The sequence below is a fragment of the Amycolatopsis endophytica genome (genome assembly GCF_013410405.1).
GTDB lineage: Bacteria > Actinomycetota > Actinomycetes > Mycobacteriales > Pseudonocardiaceae > Amycolatopsis_E > Amycolatopsis_E endophytica.
In genome coordinates, this window is sequence record NZ_JACCFK010000001.1 from 1,104,955 (window position 1) to 1,123,292 (window position 18,338).

Annotated in this window: 16 protein-coding genes; 3 read left to right on the plus strand and 13 right to left on the minus strand. The window is 72.2% G+C overall.

What is annotated here, in order from left to right:
* Position 1 precedes the first annotated feature (1 nt).
* Complete coding sequence (locus tag HNR02_RS05380) at positions 2 to 1,441, plus strand: acyl-CoA synthetase (protein WP_179772096.1); 1,440 nt, start codon at positions 2 to 4, stop codon at positions 1,439 to 1,441.
* Positions 1,434 to 2,744, plus strand: coding sequence for a carboxyl transferase domain-containing protein (locus HNR02_RS05385; protein WP_179772097.1), 1,311 nt, complete (start codon positions 1,434 to 1,436; stop codon positions 2,742 to 2,744). The genes HNR02_RS05380 and HNR02_RS05385 overlap by 8 nt, the downstream gene beginning before the upstream one ends.
* 24 nt (positions 2,745 to 2,768) lie before the next feature.
* Here the strand turns inward: HNR02_RS05385 and HNR02_RS05390 are convergent, their stop codons facing one another.
* The 10 genes from HNR02_RS05390 to glmS form a co-directional block, all read right to left on the minus strand.
* Entirely contained in the window at positions 2,769 to 3,659 is an 891-nt protein-coding gene (locus tag HNR02_RS05390) for an IS982 family transposase (protein ID WP_179772098.1), read from the minus strand.
* Between the two features lie 74 nt (positions 3,660 to 3,733).
* Positions 3,734 to 4,735: a zinc-dependent alcohol dehydrogenase gene (locus HNR02_RS05395; protein ID WP_179772099.1), complete on the minus strand. Its 1,002-nt coding sequence runs from the start codon at positions 4,733 to 4,735 to the stop codon at positions 3,734 to 3,736.
* The gene (gene tsaE / locus HNR02_RS05400) at positions 4,735 to 5,190 is read right to left on the minus strand and encodes a tRNA (adenosine(37)-N6)-threonylcarbamoyltransferase complex ATPase subunit type 1 TsaE (protein WP_179772100.1); all 456 of its coding nucleotides are present in this window, start codon (positions 5,188 to 5,190) and stop codon (positions 4,735 to 4,737) included. The genes HNR02_RS05395 and tsaE overlap by 1 nt, the downstream gene beginning before the upstream one ends.
* The gene (locus HNR02_RS05405; RefSeq protein WP_179772101.1) at positions 5,187 to 6,284 is read right to left on the minus strand and encodes an alpha/beta fold hydrolase; all 1,098 of its coding nucleotides are present in this window, start codon (positions 6,282 to 6,284) and stop codon (positions 5,187 to 5,189) included. The genes tsaE and HNR02_RS05405 overlap by 4 nt, the downstream gene beginning before the upstream one ends.
* Entirely contained in the window at positions 6,284 to 7,411 is a 1,128-nt protein-coding gene (alr, locus tag HNR02_RS05410) for an alanine racemase (RefSeq protein ID WP_179772102.1), read from the minus strand. The genes HNR02_RS05405 and alr overlap by 1 nt, the downstream gene beginning before the upstream one ends.
* A 234-nt stretch (positions 7,412 to 7,645) precedes the next feature.
* Positions 7,646 to 9,064 (minus strand): xylulokinase, encoded by a 1,419-nt coding sequence (xylB, locus tag HNR02_RS05415; protein WP_179772103.1) that lies wholly within the window; start codon positions 9,062 to 9,064, stop codon positions 7,646 to 7,648.
* Positions 9,061 to 9,846: a DeoR/GlpR family DNA-binding transcription regulator gene (locus HNR02_RS05420; RefSeq protein WP_179772104.1), complete on the minus strand. Its 786-nt coding sequence runs from the start codon at positions 9,844 to 9,846 to the stop codon at positions 9,061 to 9,063. The genes xylB and HNR02_RS05420 overlap by 4 nt, the downstream gene beginning before the upstream one ends.
* Complete coding sequence (locus tag HNR02_RS05425) at positions 9,839 to 10,852, minus strand: NAD(P)-dependent alcohol dehydrogenase (protein WP_312860908.1); 1,014 nt, start codon at positions 10,850 to 10,852, stop codon at positions 9,839 to 9,841. Before HNR02_RS05425 ends, HNR02_RS05420 begins: the two co-directional genes overlap by 8 nt.
* 28 nt (positions 10,853 to 10,880) lie before the next feature.
* Positions 10,881 to 12,314 (minus strand): NAD(P)H-hydrate dehydratase, encoded by a 1,434-nt coding sequence (locus HNR02_RS05430; RefSeq protein ID WP_179772105.1) that lies wholly within the window; start codon positions 12,312 to 12,314, stop codon positions 10,881 to 10,883.
* A gap of 63 nt (positions 12,315 to 12,377) precedes the next feature.
* Positions 12,378 to 14,240 carry a glutamine--fructose-6-phosphate transaminase (isomerizing) gene (gene glmS / locus HNR02_RS05435; RefSeq protein WP_179772106.1) on the minus strand — a complete coding sequence of 621 codons (1,863 nt, stop codon included), beginning with the start codon at positions 14,238 to 14,240 and terminating at the stop codon, positions 12,378 to 12,380.
* A 123-nt stretch (positions 14,241 to 14,363) separates the two neighbouring features.
* Here glmS and HNR02_RS05440 point away from each other — a divergent pair, with 123 nt between their 5' ends.
* Entirely contained in the window at positions 14,364 to 15,179 is an 816-nt protein-coding gene (locus HNR02_RS05440) for a dienelactone hydrolase family protein (protein WP_179772107.1), read from the plus strand.
* A gap of 286 nt (positions 15,180 to 15,465) precedes the next feature.
* Here HNR02_RS05440 and HNR02_RS05445 read toward each other — a convergent pair whose 3' ends face one another.
* From HNR02_RS05445 to HNR02_RS05455, 3 genes are read right to left on the minus strand one after another with little or no spacing between them, the layout of a single operon-like run.
* Positions 15,466 to 15,825 (minus strand): hypothetical protein, encoded by a 360-nt coding sequence (locus tag HNR02_RS05445; RefSeq protein ID WP_179772108.1) that lies wholly within the window; start codon positions 15,823 to 15,825, stop codon positions 15,466 to 15,468.
* Complete coding sequence (locus tag HNR02_RS05450) at positions 15,822 to 17,975, minus strand: hypothetical protein (RefSeq protein ID WP_179772109.1); 2,154 nt, start codon at positions 17,973 to 17,975, stop codon at positions 15,822 to 15,824. Before HNR02_RS05450 ends, HNR02_RS05445 begins: the two co-directional genes overlap by 4 nt.
* On the minus strand, positions 17,975 to 18,283 hold the full coding sequence (locus tag HNR02_RS05455) for a hypothetical protein (protein ID WP_312860909.1): 309 nt from the start codon (positions 18,281 to 18,283) through the stop codon (positions 17,975 to 17,977). Before HNR02_RS05455 ends, HNR02_RS05450 begins: the two co-directional genes overlap by 1 nt.
* Positions 18,284 to 18,338 lie beyond the last annotated feature (55 nt).

Below are 18,338 nucleotides of genomic sequence, written 5' to 3' on the forward strand. Positions count from 1 at the left end.
CGTGCCCGAACGGATGTTCCCGGCCCTGGCCGCGCCGCCCGAGAAGGAGGCGCTGCGCTTCGGCGAGGTCTCGCTCGACTACGCCGAACTGGGCGCGATCGCCGGTTCCCTCGCCCGGGAACTGCGCTCCCAGTCACCCACCCGGGTGGCCGTATGGGCAACGCCGACCATCCACACGAGCGTCGCCGTGGTCGCGGCACTGCTGGCGGGCGTGCCCGCGGTGCCGGTGAACCCGAAGATCGGCGAGCGGGAACTCGACCACATCGTGAACGACAGCGCCCCGTCGCTCGTCCTGTCCGAGCCCGGTGCGCGGTTGCCGGAGCGGCTGGCGTCCCTGCCGCGCCAGCAGGTCGCCCTCGTCGGCAGCCCCGGCGATCTGCCCGAGGAGCCCGGCGACGAGGCACCGGCGCTGATCGTCTACACGTCGGGCACCACCGGCCCGCCCAAGGGCGTCGTCCTCCCCCGCCGCGCGATCTCGACCACGCTCGACGCGCTGGAGGACGCGTGGCAGTGGACGGCGGACGACGTGCTGGTGCACGCGCTGCCGCTGTTCCACGTGCACGGTCTGATCCTCGGCATCCTCGGCCCGCTTCGCCGCGGCGGCACCGTGCACCACGCGGGGAAGTTCTCCACCGACGTCATCGCCCGCGAGCTGTCCACCGAGGCGACGATGATGTTCGGCGTGCCCACGATGTACCACCGCATCGCGGAGGAGGTGGGCGGCAACCCCGAGCTGGCGGAGGCACTGGGCAAGGCGCGGCTGCTGGTTTCCGGGTCGGCCGCGCTGCCGGTGCACGACCACGAGCGCATCCGGACGGCGACCGGGCAGCGGGTCGTGGAGCGCTACGGCATGAGCGAGACGCTGATGAACACCAGCGTCCGGGCCGACGGCGAACGCAAACCGGGCACGGTCGGGGTGCCGCTGCGCGGGGTCGAGGCGCGGCTGGTCGACGAGTCGGGCGCGGTGATCGAGGTCAGCGACGGCGAGACGGTCGGCGAGATCCACGTGCGTGGCCCGAACCTGTTCACCGAGTACCTGAACCGTCCGGACGCGACCGCGGAGGTGCTGGTCTCAGGCTGGTTCCGCACCGGTGACATGGCCACGCGCGACGCCGACGGCTACTACCGGATCGTCGGCCGCAAGGCCACCGACCTGATCAAGAGCGGCGGCTACAAGATCGGCGCCGGGGAGATCGAGAACGCGTTGCTGGAGCACCCCGGTGTGTCCGAGGCGGCGGTGACCGGTGAGCCGGACCCGGACCTCGGCGAGCGGATCGTCGCGTGGATCGTGCCCTCCGGCGAGCCGCCCGCGGGGCAGGAACTGGCCGATCACGTGGCTCGGCTGCTGTCGCCGCACAAGCGTCCACGGGTCGTGCGGTTCCTGGAAGCGTTGCCGCGCAACGACATGGGCAAGGTGATGAAGCGGGCCCTGGATGCGTGAAACGGCCCGAGCGGTGATCCGCTCCGTGTGCGACGGGTTCACCGAACTGCCCGCCCCGGACCCCGAAGAGTCCGCTGTGGACGGTCCGATCGGCTGGCCCGGCTACGACGACGCGCGGGCGCGGGCCGCTTCCCGCACCGGTGAACACGAGTCCGTGGTCTGCGGGGTCGGCAAGGTCGGTGACGTCGAGGCGACCGTGATCGCCTTCGAGTTCGGATTCCTCGGCGGTTCGCTGGGGCGGCGCACCGGTGAGGCGATCGAGGCGGCGTTCGCCAGGGCGCGGGAACTGCGGACGCCGGTCGTGTCGATGATCGCGACCGGCGGCAGCCGGATGCAGGAGGGCATGGCGGCGCTGACCCAGCTGCAGCGGATCGCGCGGCAGGCGGCGCTGACCAGGGCGGCCGGATTGCCGCAGGTCGCGGTGCTCCGGGACCCGACGACCGGCGGCGGCTGGGCGACGCTCGGCGCGGGCGCGGACGTGACACTCGCACTGCCCGGAGCCCAGGTCGGATTCGCCGGCTCGCGGGTGCGCCCGGAGGGGGACGCCTCCGCGTACACGGCGGAATCCCAGCTCGCGTCCGGGCACGTGGACCAGATCGTCGAGGACCTCCCGGAGCGCTTGGGCCGGTGGCTCACGCTGCTGACCAGCGCGGACGGTCATCCCGCGCCACCGCCTCCCGCCCTCGGCGCCGCGGACCCGCCCGCCGACGGATGGGCCGCGGTGGAAGCCGCACGCGCGGCTTCCCGCCCCCGCGCTGAGTCCTATTTGGATGCCTACTTCGACTGGCGCGAGGACATCAGCGGCGACCGGTGCGGTGGCGTGGACTCCGGTGTGCGGTGCGGGTTCGGGATGCGCGCGGGCGTGACCGTCGCGTATGCGACACAGTGCGGGACCGCGACGCTGCCCTCGGGTTTCCGGATGGCGGCCCGGCTGATCCGGCTGGCCGACCGGCTCGGAATCCCGGTGCTCACCCTGGTCGACACGCCGGGCGCGGCGAACGACCCGGCGGCCGAACGGTCCGGCGCGGGCGCGGCGATCGCCGAAGTGTTCGCGGCGGTGGCCGGCGCACGAGTGCCGGTCACGACACTGGTGATCGGCGAGGGTGGCTCCGGCGGCGCGCTGGCCTTCGCCCACCCGGAACGAACGTGGGTGGCGCCGGACAGCTACTTCTCGGTGACCTCACCGGAAGCGGCGGCATCGATCCTGAAACGCCCGCCGGAGGAGGTCCCGGCGACCGCGAACCAGCTGAAGCTGCGCCCACAGGACCTCGTGGACCTCGGCATCGCGCGCGGGATCGTCTAGATGGTTGATTCCGTGAAGTTGGTGTTAGTGGTCGTAGGCGGTGAGTGATCGTTTGCTGGTCAGGCCGGTGGTCCAGTTGTGCCAGATTGCGGTGGCCATGGCGAGTAGGCGTTGTGCGACGCGGGTGAACACCCCGGCCGGGGTGCGGCCACCGTGCGCTTCGAGGTTGAGCTGGCCTTTGAGGGTGTGGTTGACCGACTCGATGCGCTGGCGGACGCCGCCGAGGTTGCCGTTGCGGTAGGTCTCGTCTCTGCGGTCCGGGCGCAGCAGCTCCAGGCCCATCGTCTCGGTCAGTTGCTTGAATTTCTGGCCGGCGAAACCTTTGTCTGCCAGCAGAACTTGACCTTGGCGGAGGAGAGCGTGGTTGTGCTCGAGCAGGGTGGCCAGGACCTCGCGTTCACCGAGTTTGGGGTTGGCCAGGCACCACATGACCGGCATACCGTCGCCGGTGCACACGAGGTAGAGCTTCAGTCCCCAGTACCACCGAGAGTGTGACGCGCAGTAGCCATAGCTGGCGTGTCCGGCCAGGTCGGAGCGTTTCACTGTTTCCCGCGACCTTCCGCAGGGCACGGGGGTGGCGTCGGTAATCCACAGGTCGTCGAACCAGGACGGGCAACACGTGGCCAGCATGAGGATTGCTTTGCACAGCAACGGGTGCGCGGCTTTCAACCGCTTGTGGTAGCCGGACTGGGACAACATGGCGGGAAACATCGACCGCCATTCGGCATTGGCGTGGATGTGCCGGATCCAGCGGCGCTCGCTGTCAAAACGCTGCAGCACCTGCGCAACAGCCAGCGTGATCAGCTCACTGTCGGTGAGCTCCGGTCGCCGACCACGACCGACCCTGGGTGGCACCACATGATCGTCGATCAGCACGTACAGTGCGGTCAGGAGGGTGTTCAGTTCTTTCGTCACGGTTTGATCTTGAACACCCTCCTCCCAACCCCCCACAGCGGCTCCCCTCACCTGATCTTCACGGAATCACTCATCTAGGGGTGCAGGAGGATCTTCCCCGCCTCGGCTTCGGGGAAGCCCATGATCTGCAGCGCCCGTTCGGCGTCCTCCAGCGGAAACTCGTGGGTGATCAGCGGCGCCGGGTCCAGCAGGCCGGTCGCGAAGGCCCGCACCGCGTGCGTCCAGGCCCGCGACGGCGCACCGAACACGGTGTAGACGGTCACCGCGGCCGTCACCAGGTCCGCGGGGGCGATCGGCTCCGTTTCGCGGCCTGCCAGACCGGTGAGCACGACCCGGCCGCCGCGGCGGGCCATCCGGATCGCCTGGCGGCCGGTGCCCGGTGCGCCCGCGGCCTCGACAACCACGTCGAACCCGCCGGGCGCCGCGCCCGGGGTGCAGAAGCCGGTGGCCCCGCACCGCGAAGCGAGCGCGGCCCGCGACGCCCGCGGGTCGACCACCAGCAACTCGGCCGGTCCGCTCGCGGCGAGCAGCTGCGTCGCCAACAGGCCGAGCGTGCCGCCGCCGATCACCGCGACCCGTTCGCCGGGCACGACCGCGGCCTGCAGCGTCGCCGCCGCCATGCAGGCCGCCGGTTCGATCAGCGCCGCCGCGCGCAGGTCGGCCCCGTCGGGCAGCACATGCAGCAGCCGCGCCGGGATCCGGAGTTCGTCGGCCCACGCGCCGGGCTGGGTGAAGCCCGTCTCGTCGTACTCGGCGACGCACAGGGTGGTGTCGCCGCGGCGGCACGGCGCGCACCGGCCGCAGTTGCGGAAACCCTCACCCACCACGGGTTTGCCCAACAGCTCGGGGTCCGCGCCCGGCCCCAGCTCGACGACCGTGCCGGACCACTCGTGCCCCGGCACCACCGGGTACCGCACGAAACCCTCGGGCCGCGTCCCGGCCAGCAGTTCGCGGTCCGACCCGCAGATTCCCGACCACGCGATCCGCACGACGACCTCGCCGTGGCCGGGGTCCTCGGGTTCCGCCCGCGCGACGCTCAGCTTGCCCGGCCCCTCGATGACGACCGCGCGGCCCATCACCCCACCAGTTCCGGAACGCGCCCGATCCACGAGCCGTGGGGTTCCAGCGTCAGTTCCCGCACGTCGTCGGGCCGCCGGTCCAGGCGCACCACCAGGTGGTCGGACGACAACCGCTCCGCCGAACCCTCGCCCCATTCGACGACCACCGCGGCCGCTTCGAGATCGGTGTCCAGGTCCAGGTCGTCCAGCTGGGCCAGGTCGCCGCCCAGCCGGTAGGCGTCGACGTGCACCAGCGGCACACCGCGTGCCCCCGCGGGATGCACCCGCGCCAGCACGAACGTGGGTGAGCTGACCCGCCCGGACACCCCGAGGCCCGCCGCGATCCCGCGCGTCAGCACGGTTTTGCCCGCGCCGAGCGGCCCGGCGAGCAGCACCAGGTCGCCCGCGCGCAGCATGCGTCCGAGTGACTCGCCGAACGCCACCGTGTCCTCGGCCGTCGGTAACTCGATCATGGGTTCAACCACCGCCAGATCCGGCGCGGGCGGCCCTCGTCGGCCACCCCCGCGCATCGCTGTATCAGGTCGATGAGGTGGCTGTCGACCACCTCGGGCTGTTCGAGCTGCACCATGTGCCCGGCGCCGCGCACCCGCACCAGCTCCGCGTCGGGCAGCTCGGCCGCGATCCGCTCCGCGTGCGAGTACGGCGTGAACCGGTCGCTGTCTCCGCCGACCACCAGCACGTGGGCGTGTTTCAGACCGGCCAGCGCGGCGTAGCGGTTGTGGCTGCCCAGCGTGCCGACGAAGCCGACGAGTTCCTTCACCGATGTCACGGCGAGCATGTCGAGCATGAAGTCGACCAGCCTCGGGTCGACGTCGCGGGAGCCGAACGCGAGCAGCCGCACGGCCTGCCGGGTCAGTTGCCCGCCCGCGGCGCGCACGAACTCGACGAGCCCCGGCTGCCATCCCGCCAGCTCACCGACGCCACGGGTCAGCGGGTTGTACTTGGACAGCAACCCGCGCGGCAGGCCCTTTCGGCCGACCTCGCCCGCCGCGGTGGCGATGAACGCGACACCGCGGACGCGCTCGGCGAACAGCTGCGGGTTCCGCTGGGCCAGTTCCATCACGACCATGCCGCCCATGGAGTGCCCCATCAGCAGGACCGGCCCGTCGGGGGCGACGGCCCTGATCACGGCGTCGAGGTCCTTGGCCAGTTGCTCGATGGTGCTGGCCTTCTCGCTCGCGGGGCCGGACGTGCCGTGCCCGCGGTGGTCGTAGTAGACCTGCCGGACGCGCGGGAGCGTGAGCGAGGCCAGGTCGCGGCGCTGGTAGTGCCAGCTCAGTTGCGACAGGGCGAACCCGTGCACGCCCACGACGGTCAGTTCGGGTTCGCCGCCGTCGGCCGGGTCGATTTCGGACACCGACAGCGGCGTGCCGTCGTCGGCGGCGACGGTCGACGTGCGGTCCGGGTCGAGCGTGCCCAGCGGTTCGGCCACCAGGTGGTCGCGCTGGCGCTGTTGCTGGGCGGTGACCGCGATGGTGGCCGCCGCGGTGCCGGTGACCAGCGCCGCGGCGCCGCCGAGCACGGTGAGCAGGCGGCGGGAGACCATCAGCCGTCCTCCCCCACGTAGGTTCGCCGGATCCGGGGCCGGTACATGCCGGTCACGATCTCGTAGTCGATCGTGCCGATCTTGTCGGCCCATTCTCGCGCGGTCGGCTCACCTTTGCCGCCGTCACCGAACAGGATCACTTCGGCGCCGAGCGGCGGTTCGTCGTCCCCGCAGTCGACGACGAGCTGGTCCATGCACACGCGCCCGGCGACGGGCCTGCGTTTCCCGTGCAGCCACACGTCCATCCGGCCGGACAGGGTGCGCGGCACACCGTCGGCATACCCGGCGGGCACGAGCGCCAGCGTGGTGTCGCGCTCCGCGGTCCACGTGTGTCCATAGGAGACGGATTCGCCCGCCCGGATGCGTTTGGTGAGCACGACCGACGACCGGAACGTCATGACCGGCCGCAGGTCTTCGGGTTCCGGGTTGGGGTTGAGACCGTAGATCGCGATGCCCGGCCGGACAAGATCGAAGTGCAGGTCGGGCCGGTTGAGGGTCGCGGCCGAGTTCGCCAGGTGCCGCAACGGGTTCAGCCCCGCCGCGCGAGCGATCCCGTAGGCCGCGTGGAAGCGTTCGGTCTGCCGGTCGATCGACGGGTGCCCGGGCTCGTCAGCGCAGGCGAGGTGCGACCAGATCGCGACGACCTCGATGTCCGGGTCCGCGGCGGCTTCCTTGACGAGTGCGGGCCAGTCGGCGTCGGGACAGCCGTTGCGGGACAGTCCCGTGTCGATCTTGAGGTGCACCCGGGCCCGGTGGGACGTGCGGCGGGCGGCCTCGGCGATGGCGGCCAGTTCGGTCAGCGAGCTCGCGGAGAGGTCGACACCGGCGGCGATGCCGGTCGCGAAATCGACGTCCGGAAGGTCGAGCCAGGAGAGGATCGGTGCGGTGATACCCCCGCCACGCAGGGCGAGGGCCTCCCCGAGCGAACACGCCCCGAGCCAGGTCGCGCCCGCTTCGAGCGCCGCCCTGGCCACCGGGAGCGCGCCGTGACCGTAACCGTCGGCCTTCACCACGGCCATCGTCACGGCACCAGAGCCCGCCGCCCGGCCCGCGAGCAGGGCAACGTTGTGGCGCAGGGCAGCCAGATCGACGACAACCTCAGCGCGAACAGGATCGGGGAGTTTCATCGCCGGTCATTTTCCCATGGTGGATCGCGGTGGCGTCGCCCGGCGCCTTTGCAGGCGAGGTGACCGCTGGGCGCGCCGCCGTCCGGTAGTCGGTCACCGCACGACCTCCCCCGCCCCTCCTCGCGGGAGGTGTCAGTCGCTGAGCAGCGGGGTCAAGGCGGGGGATCCGGGCACGCCGTGGTTCGGCCCGCGTTGCGGGCAGCGGTTCTCGGTGTAGCAGCTCCGGGCCTTGCCTCAAGCCCCCTCCAACGGCACCCCGTGCAGAGCCTGCCGCGCCTCCAGGTGCCGTCCCCGGATCTCCTCCCCCGCCGCGCCGGACTCCGGCCGCTCCAGCCGTACCTGCGCCTCCATCTCCCACGCGGGCGGCTCCGCAGCTCCGGCCAGCGCCCAGGCGGCTTGGCGAGCCGCGCCCAGTGCTACGTGCTCCGCTGGTTCCGGGACCTCGACGGGGACGCCGAAGACGATCGGGGCGATGGCGCGCACCGCTTCGGACTGGGCGGCGCCGCCGATCAGCAGCACCCGTCGCACCGTCAGGCCTTGCGCCTCCATCGCGTCCAATCCTGCCGACAGACCGCACAACATGCCCTCGACAGCCGCGCGCGCCAGGTTGTCCGGGGTCATGTTGCCGCGACGCAAACCGTGCAGCGAACCGGCTGACTCGGGGAGGTTCGGGGTGCGCTCGCCGTCCAGGTAGGGCAACAGGGTCAAGCCCCCGGCGCCCGGCGACGCGGTCAGGGCGAGCTGGTCCAGTCCGGCGAGGTCGGTGCCCAGCATGGTGGCCGTCGCGGTCAGGACTCGTGCCGCGTTCAGGGTGCAGGCCAGTGGCAGGAAACGGCCGGTGGCGTCGGCGAAACCGGCGACCAGGCCGGTGGCGTCCGCGGGGGCCGCCTCGGTGACGCCGAAAACGGTGCCGCTCGTGCCCAGTGAGACGACGACGTCACCTTCCCCGAGCCCCAGCGCCAAAGCGGCGGCCATGTTGTCGCCCGTCCCGGCCGAGACCAGCACGCCCTCCGGCGTCTCGCCCGCTGCTTCCGCCGGTCCGAGCACCCGCGGCAGCTCCGGGGTCCGGCCGCCGAACGCCCGCGCGAGGATGTCCCGCCGGTAGGCACCTTCGCCGGGCGAGTAGTAGCCCGTACCGGACGCGTCGCCGCGGTCGGTCACCGGCTCGCCGCCGGCCAGGCGCCACGTGAGCCAGTCGTGCGGCAGCACCACGCGCGCCACCCGGTCGGCCAGCGCGGGCTCGTTCTCGGCGAACCACCGCAGCTTGGTGACCGTGAAACTGGCGACGGGCACGGACCCGACGGCCTCCGTCCACGCCGCCGGACCACCCAGCTCCCGCACCAGGTCCCCGGCCGCCTTGCCGGACCGGGTGTCGTTCCACAACAGCGCGGGCCGCACGACCTCGCCGTCATCGTCGAGCGTCACCATGCCGTGCTGCTGACCGCCGACGCCGATCGCGCGCACGCCGTCCAGCAGGCCGTCACTGGCTTCGGTGAACGCGCGCCACCATTCGCGCGGGTCCACTTCGGTCGCGTCCGGATGCGCCGCGCGGCCCGTGCGCACCACCGCGCCGGTGTCCGCGTCACACACCACGATCTTCGTCGACTGCGTGGAGGAGTCGACCCCGGCCACGAGCGTCTGCTTGCCTGTCATGTTCCCTCCGGAACCGTCGCTACCAGCACCTCCACGCCGAGCCCCCGCATCGCGGCGATCTCCCCGGCGGGCGTTTCGTCGTCGGTGACGACCAGGTCGTAGGCGCCGACGTCGCCGTAGGAGCAGGTCGCCGTCCGCCCGAACTTCGAGTGGTCGACCACCAGCACGTTCCGCTGCGACGCGGCCAGCGCCGCGACTTTCAGGTCCGCGTAGTCGCGCACCGGGTGGTACAGCCGCCCGCCGGCGATCGCCGCGGCGGAGACGAACCCGACATCCGGGCGCATCCGGCCCAGCGCGGCGGTGGTGTCCGCCCCGGCGCACGAGTCGAACTCGGTGTAGCGGCCGCCGAGCAGCCGCACCTCGATCCCGTCCCGCTCCCCGAGGATCCGGGCCTCTTCCAGCGAGTTCGTGACCACCACCATCGGGCCGCGGAACCGCCGGACGAGCGGGAACAACGTCGTCGAATCGTCGACGAACACCGTCTGCCCGGCACGCACCTCCGCGAACGCCACCTCGGAAAGCGCTTCCTTCACCGGCAGGTTGAGGGACTCGCGGAAGCGCTTCGCGGTCTCCATCGTCAACGCCGGGAACGCCGCGACCTTGCCTCGCAGCTTGCGCAGCAACCGGCGCTCGGCGAGGTCGTCGAGGTCGCGGTGCATCGTCATCAGGCTGACCCCGAACCGCTCGGTCAGCTGGTCGATGCGGATCTCGCCGCGGTCGATGACGTGCCGCAGGACCTCCTGGCGCCGCTGTTCGACCTCGGCGTCCGGCGGTCTAGGCACGCACGACCGCCTTGATCACCGAATCGTCCTTGCTCGCGACGGTCAGCGCCCGCTCGACCTCGTCCAGCCCGAACCGGTGCGTGACGAGCCGGTCCAGGTCGACCTCACCGGAGGCGGCCAGCGCGATAGCGGTCGGCCACGTGTTGGCGTAGCGGAAGGTGCCGGTGACCTCGATCTCGAAGTTCTGCACGTGCGCCAGCGGCAGCGGGATCTCGTCGCCGCCCATGCCGATCAGCACGACCCGTCCGGCGCGCCCGACCGACCGGATCGCCTGCGCGGCCGCGCCCGGCACACCGGAACACTCCAGCAGCACGTCCGGCGTGAACCCGTCGAGGCCCTCCCGTGAGACGTCGATCGTGCCCGTCGCGCCCAGCTCCCCGGCCACCCGCAGACGGCGCGGGTTGACGTCGGTGACCACGACCTCGCTCGCCCCGAACGCCCTGGCGGTCTGCGTGGCGACGAGCCCGATCGGCCCGGCGCCGGTGATCAGCACGCGGCTGCCCGGCGCGATGCGGGACTTCCGGCTCGCCCACACCCCCACCGACAGCGGTTCGAGCAGCCCGCCCGCGTCGTCGCTCAGCGCGTCCGGGATCGGATGCGCGAAGTCCTCCCGCAGCACGACGTACTCGCAGAACGCGCCGTCGACCGGCGGCGTGCCGAAGAACCGCATGCGCGGGCAGAGGTTGTAGCGGCCGGCCTTGCACTCGGCACACACCGAGCAGGCCACGCCGGGTTCGAGCGCGACGCGCGCGCCGATCTCGTGCCGGTGCGCGTCCTTGCCCCGGTCGACCACCACACCGCTGGGCTCGTGCCCGAGGACCAGCGGCTGCTCCACGACGAAGTCACCGATGCGGCCGTGCTCGTAGTAGTGCACGTCCGAACCGCAGGTGCCGACGGAGGAGACGCGGATCAGGACCTCGTCGGGCGCGGGCCGCGGCACGGGCCGCTCCTCGATCCGGATGTCGTGGATCCCGTACAGAACCGCGACCTTCATCGAGTCGTCCACCCGACGAACTTAACACAAAACTCGATAACTAGAGCCGGACGACCTGCCGGATCGCGTCCGGTATCCCGGACAGGATCCCACTCGCGGACACCGGCGCCCCGTCCGCGGCGATCTCACCGGCCAGCGAGTGCACGTGGGCGGCACAACCCGCCGCGAGCCACGGGTCGAGCCCGGCCGCGAGCAGCGCCCCGACCAGGCCGGACAACACGTCACCGGACCCGGCGGTGGCCAGCCACGACCCGCGCGCGACGTTGACCAGCACCCGCCCGCCCGGATCGGCGACGATCGTGACGTTGCCCTTGAGCAGTACGACCGCGTCGAACTTGGCCGCGGCCTCGCGCACCGACGCGACCCGGTCCTCTCCCGGTGGCCTGCCCATGAGCCGTTCGAACTCGCCCGCGTGCGGGGTCAGCACCAGCGGCGTGCCCGGGTCGCGGGCGTCGAGGACGTCGGGCTGCTGGGCCATCAGCGTTGTCGCGTCCGCGTCCGCGCACACCGGCACCCCGGCGCCGAGGACGTGCGTGAGCACCTCGCGGCCCTCCCGGCCGGTGCCGATACCCGGCCCGACCACCCACGCCTGCACGCGTCCGGCGTCGGTCACCGAACCGGTCGCGACGACCTCCGGCCAGCGCGAGCGCACCACGTCGGCGGCCGGACCGGCGTAGCGGACCATGCCGGACGTGCTCAGCACCGCGGACCCGGTCGCGAGCACCGCCGCACCCGGGTAGGTCGCCGAACCGGCCGCGATACCGGTGACACCCTGGCTGTACTTGTCGTCCCGGGGGCCGGGGACGGGCCAGGCGAGACCGACGTCGACCGGGTCCAGCTGCCGCAGGTCCGGCTCGTCGAGGTCCAGCCCGAGGTCGACGAACTCGACCCGCCCGCAGCGGTCCGGGCCGAGCACGTGGACCGGTTTGCGGGCGCCGAACGTGACCGTCCGGGTGGCTGTGACGGCGTCGCCGGGGACCACGCCGGTGTCCGGTTCGACGCCGCTGGGCAGGTCGACGGCCAGGACCGGCGCGCTGACGTGCTCCAGCAGAGCGGCCGCGTCCGGGCGCAGACCGCCGTGCGCGGACAGGCCCACGATGCCGTCGATCACCAGGTCCGCGGTCGCCAGCACCCGCGGACCGTCCTCGGCTCCGACGACGCGGCCCCGCGCGCGGCGCAGCGCGGCGAGCCCGGCGGGGTGCGCCTTCTCCGGATTGAGCAGCACCGCGGTCACGCCGACGTTGCGCCTTCGCAGGAACGCCCCGGCCCACAACGCGTCACCGCCGTTGTTGCCCGCGCCGACGAGGAGCACGACGTGGCGACCGGCGACCTTGCCGGTGTGCTCGGCCAGCATCTCGGCGGCGTGCACGGAGACCGCGAAGGCGGCTTTGTGCATCAACGCGCCTTCGGCGGTGACGGCCAGCAGCCGCTCCTCAGCGTGACGGATCCGTTCTGTGGTCCAGAAGCCTCGCACGGGTCGAGGCTAGCGGCGCGGAGCGCCTCCGTTGAGGGTGGTGGTGGGGAAGCGGCTGGCTGTCTACTCGACCGTGACGGACTTCGCCAGGTTCCGCGGCTTGTCCACGTCGTAACCACGCGAGCGAGCGATCTCGGCCGACAGCACCTGCAGCGGCACCGTCGACACGAGCGGCTGCAGCAGCGTCGGCACCGCCGGAACCTCGATCAGCTCGTCGGCGAACGGCCGCACCGTGTCGTCGCCTTCCTCGGCGATCACGATCGTGCGGGCACCACGCGCCTGGATCTCGCTGATGTTGGACACCAGCTTCGCGTGCAGCACCGCGCGCCCCTTGGGCGAGGGCATCACGACGACGACCGGCAGACCCTCCTCGATCAGCGCGATCGGGCCGTGCTTGAGCTCACCGGCGGCGAACGCCTCCGCGTGCATGTACGCCAGCTCCTTGAGCTTGAGCGCACCCTCCAGCGCGACCGGGTAGCCGACGTGCCTGCCCAGGAACAGCACCGCCTTCGAGTCGGCGATGCCTCGGGACAGCTCCCGCACCTGGTCCACAGTGGACAACACCTTGTGCACGGCGGCCGACATGCCCTCCAGCTCGGCGAACTCGCGGGCCACCTCGTCCGGGTACTTCGTGCCGCGGGCCTGCGCGAGCGCGAGACCGACCAGGTAGTTCGCGGCGATCTGCGACAGGAACGTCTTCGTCGCCGCCACGCCGACCTCCGGCCCGGCGTGGGTGTAGAGCACCGCGTCGGACTCGCGCGGGATCTGCGCACCGTTGGTGTTGCACACGGCCAGCACGCGCGCCTTCTGGTCACGCGCGTGGCGGATCGCTTCGAGCGTGTCCGCGGTCTCCCCGGACTGCGACACGGCGACGACCAGCGTGTCCCGGTCGAGCACCGGGTCGCGGTAGCGGAACTCGCTGGCCAGCTCGACCTCGACCGGCAGCCGGCACCAGTGCTCGATCGCGTACTTCGCGACCAGCCCGGAGTGGTAGGCCGAACCGCAGGCGACGACGAACACCTTGTCGACCTCGCGCAGGTCCTGGTCGGACAGGCGCTGTTCGTCGAGGATGACGCGGCCGCCCGCGAAGTGGCCGCGCAGCGTGTTGGCCAGCGCCTCCGGCTGCTCTTCGATCTCCTTGAGCATGAAGTACTCGTGGCCGCCCTTCTCGGCGGCGGAGAGATCCCAGTTGACCGTGAACGGCTTGCCCTGCGCGGGCTCACCGCCGAAGTCGGAGATGTCGTAGCCGTCCCGGCTGATGACGACGACCTGGTCCTGCCCCAGCTCCACGGCCTCGCGGGTGTGCTCGATGAAGGCCGACACGTCCGAGGCGACGAAGTGCTCACCCTCGCCGACACCCACGACCAGCGGCGACGACCGGCGCGCCGCGACGATCAGGCCGGGCTCGTCGGCGTGGGTCACGACCAGCGTGAACGCGCCCTCCAGCCGACGGCACACGACACGCACGCTGGCGGGCAGGTCACCGGCGGTGGGGCCGCCGGCGTAGGCGCGGGCCACCAGGTGGGCGGCGGTCTCGGTGTCGGTGTCGCTGGTCATCTCGACGCCGTCGGCTTCCAGCTCGGCGCGCAGCGCGGAGAAGTTCTCGATGATGCCGTTGTGCACGACGGCGACGCGCTCGGAGGCGTCGCGGTGCGGGTGCGAGTTGCGGTCGATCGGGGCGCCGTGGGTGGCCCAGCGCGTGTGCCCCATGCCCGCCGTGCCCGCGAACCGGTCGAGCCCGGTCTCGGCCAGCGCGCCCTCCAGGTTGGCCAGCCGCCCGGCCTTGCGCTCGACGGTCAGCGCGCCCGCGCCGTCCAGCACGGCCACACCTGCCGAGTCATAGCCCCGGTACTCCATCCGGCGCAGCCCGCCGAGCACGACGTCCAGTGCCTGCCGGTGGCCGACATATCCCACGATTCCGCACACACCACCAGCCTAACGAGGGAAACGGGGTGCTCTCCCCCGGCTCATCTCCACCGGAGGGGGAACCACACTTCCGCGAGGATGTTGCGCGGCCGTGCCGGGCCCGGCTGCCCTAAGCTCTCGACCATGGTCAGCAAGCCCAAGGAGCTGCTCGAAGAGCTGTCGCACGAGGGACCGCACGACGTGCTGCGGGGCAATCTCGCGCTCGCCGGATTGCCCGGTGTGGTCTTCACCCCACGGAGCGGCCTGAGCCTGCCCGCCGTCGCGTTCGGGCACGGCTGGCTGCAGCCGCCGGGGCGCTACCGCGGGCTGCTGAGCCACCTCGCGAGCTGGGGCATCGTCGCGGCGGCGCCCGCCACGCAGCTGGGGCCGCTGCCCTCGCACCGGCTGCTGGCCGCCGATCTGCGCACGACGCTCGACATCGTCACCGGCGTGCGGCTGGGCCCGGACAGCATCAGCGTCGATCCGGCGCGGCTCGGTGTCGCCGGTCACTCGACGGGCGGCGGATCGGCCGTGCTGGCGGCGGCTGCTTCGGACGGCGTCCGCTGCGTGGCGACCTACGCCGCGGCGCAGACCCTGCCGTCGGCGAGCGCGGCCGCCGCTTCGGTTTCGGCGCCGGGTCTGCACCTGGCCGCGGACGGTGACCTGGTCGCGCCCGCGATCGGCAACTCCGAGGCGATCGCCAAGGCGTGGGGCGGACCGGTCCAGTTCCGGAAACTCGACAAGTCGACACACCTCGCGGTGACCGAGGGCAGCCACTGGAGCCAGCGACTGCTGCACGGCAAGCCGAAGCACCGGGTCCAGACGCTGGTCCGGGCACTGTTCACGGCGTTCTTCCTGACGCACCTGACGAAGACGGACAAGTACCGGCCCCTGCTGGAGTCGGACGTGAAGCGCGCGGCGATCGACTTCGAGCGCGGCCCGGAGTCGGTCCCCGCCTGACCGGCGCGCGAGTCCCACCCTCCGGGGCGCGAGTGCTGCGTCGCGGGGCGCGAGCCCCACGCTCCCGCGCGCCAGTGCTGCGTTGCGGGGCGCGAGTCGCACGGTCCCGCTCGAGTCCCACGGTCCCGCGCGCGAATCCTGCGTTCCCGAGCGCGAGCCCCACGCTCCCGCGCCCGAGTCCTGCGTCCCCGACCGCGAGTCCCACCCTCCGGGGCGCGAGTGCTGCGTCGCGGGGCGCGAAGCTTGCCGGTCGTGCGCGGGCTGGCGCCGGTGCCCGGCCGAGGGGTCAGGCCAGCCAGTCCTTCGTGGAGTAGTCGTCCTCGACTTCCTCGGTGCGGACGTGCCGTCCGCGCGGGCGGCTGGGTGCTGCGTGCCGGTTCGTGGGCTCGGTGGCGAGGTCGGGGTCTTCGAAGTCCACGCCGAGCGAGTCGTTCGGGTCCGGTTTCTCGGGGCGCTCCCAGCCCGCGGCCGTGGTCCGGCTCGCGCGCTCGTGCAGGCTCTGCAGCTCCGTGGCGGCCTGCTGGACGAGGTCGTCGGCGCGAGCCTGGCTCTCCGCGAGACTCGTCTCGACACGACGGCCCGCCAGGTCGTTGCGGGCGGTGCGCTCGGCGCTGATCGCGTCGAGCTTCGCCTGGAAGCCGCTCACGAGGTCTCCTCGTCGTCCAGCGAACCGCTGATCCGGCCCGTCGAGCCCGCCACCGCGAAGATGTCCCCGTCGACGCGGTAGGCGCGCGAGGTCCGCTCCGGTTCGTCCTGGGCACCGGCGCCGACGGGCGGCATCCCGCCGACCATGCCGCTGTCCGGCACCGTGCCGAGGGTTGCCCCGTCGGCGGCGGGCACCGGCTGGTCGAGGGCACCGGGGTCGCCGAGGGAACCGCTGAGCGCGCCCTCGGTGGCCAGTCCGTCCGCCACGCCGCCGACGGTCGCCGGGACGGTCCCTTCCGTGACTCCGGAGGGATCCACGGGCAGCGGCGAAGGCTGCGAAACACCGTCCGCTGCGGCCTCGGACCGCCCTGCGGTCCCCACCTGCTCAGCGGCCGGATCGGGCGCATCGCCTTCGCCGGGGATGGGCGTGCCCGGCACCGAGTGCCCGGCCTGCTGCCCGTCCGCGGGCTCCTCGCCGAGGGTGTACGTCGTGGGGGTGCCGCTGCCGTCGTCGACGGTGACCACCGTCGGACCGGTCTCGCCCTGCGGGCGTTCCGCCGTGATCCGCAGGCCGGCGTCCTCGAGGTGGATCTTGCCGTCCGGCCCCGGCGTGTAGGCGGGCTGCGCCGGGTCCGCGGCGCCCCAGTTCAGCTGGTAGTCCTTCGCCTCGCCGGGACCGGTGTCGATGCTGATGCCCATCCGGCCGTCCTGGTCCGGTTCGGACATTTCGATCCTGCTGTCACCGCGCTGGACCGTCACGGTGTCCCGCTCCTCCGCCACCGGCGGCACCACCGGAGCAGGAGCAGCAGCGGGAGCAACCGGCGCGGCGGCAGGGGCAGCCGCGGGCACGGCCCCCGCACCACCACCGGACGCCCCACCACCGCCAGACGCCCCACCGCCGGAAGCGGCGCCACCCGCCGAACCGCCAGAGCCACCGGCCCCGGCGGCACCCGCGCTCGGCGTGACCACCGCGGCTGCGGCGCCGACGTCGGCGAACGGGTCGTCCGGCACCTTCTGCAGCTCCGTGTTCAGCGCCGACCACTGGCCCGCCACCGCGACACGCGTGTTCTCGCACATCGTCTGGAAGTCGCCGACCAGCCCGGAGAACCACGTGCAGAAGTTCGACAGGTACTGCTTCGCCCAGGCCTGGACCGCGTCCAGCAGCTCGTCGGACATCCCGAAGCTCGCCCCGGTGATCAGTTGCGAGGCCAGCGCCGGGTTCTGCGTGAACAGGAAACCGGTGAAGTGCTTGAAGTCGTCGGCGCTGGCGTTGCGGCCGAGCTCGGCGATCCGGGCGAGGCGGTCGATCTCCTGCGCGGTCAGCCCGTTCCGCTGCGGCCACGTCTGGAACGAGTACCGCAACACCCACGAAGCCTTGTCGCGGCAGGAACCGGCGATCGCGGCGACGGTGCGGGTGATGACGTCGGCGGCGTGTTCGAGGGACTGCTCGACCGTCTTGACCCCGTCACCGAACTTCGTCCAGGACGCGGAAGCCGCGTTCTTCCCGCCGCCCTCCCACTGGCCGAACAGGTTCTGCATCGCCTGGTTCTGCGTCGGCGACGCGTCCGCGACCGACTCCCGCACCTGCACGATCTCGTTCGCGCCCGCGGTGAACTTGGCGAAGGGGATGTCCCGCTGCTCGTCGTAGCGCTCGACGACGTCCTGCGCGAGCCGGTAGTCGGGCAGGCCGGGCGCGACGATCGCCCGCGCCTTGCTGTAGACCGGCAGCCAGGTTCCGAAGCAGGCGAGACCGGCGTTGCCGGTGTCCAGGATCTCGTTCGAGTTCCCGGCGCCGGGGTCGGTGTCCGAACCCTTCATCGCGTCCAGGCGCGCCTTGCCGTCGTCGACCGCGCGTCGCTGGTCTTCACGCGCGGCGTCGAGGTTCGCGTCGTGCTGGCCCTGCGCTGTGGAGTACGCGTCGTAGGCGTAGGCGCCGTCGCGGAGGTCGCCCGCGTCGAAGTCGAACCGGTCCTGGTAAGACTCCAGCAGCCGCTTCTTCTCGTTGTCGTTCTCGAAGCCGTAGACGACCGGGTCCGCGTTGCCGATGGCGTCGAAGTAGCGGGTCAGCAGCGTGCGCTTGGTGTCGTCGGCGATCTTCGGGTCGTCGACGAGCTGCTGGACCTCCTGGATCGTCGGCAGCCGTGCCACCATCAGCTCGCCGCCGTCCGCACGTCGGCCTGGGTCCGGTCGTCAGCCGCCGTGTAGGACTTGCCCGCGCCGGTCAGGTTGTCCGCGTACACACCGGACGCCCGCACGTAGCTGTCCACACACGCCACCAGCCGCTCCACCCCGGCCCGGTACCCCTCGAACGACTCGTGGTGCTTTCGGCCGAAGTCCCCGGCCGTGATCCGGACCTCACGCAGGGCGGCCAGCGTGTACTTCAGCTGTGTGCCTGCCTCGTCCCGGACCGCGCCCGCCGCGGCGTCCAGCTGCTGCGGATCGACCTCGTACCCGGCCACGACCACTTCCCCTCATCCCATGCCGTCCGCACAGAATGTACCCACCGGGTACGAC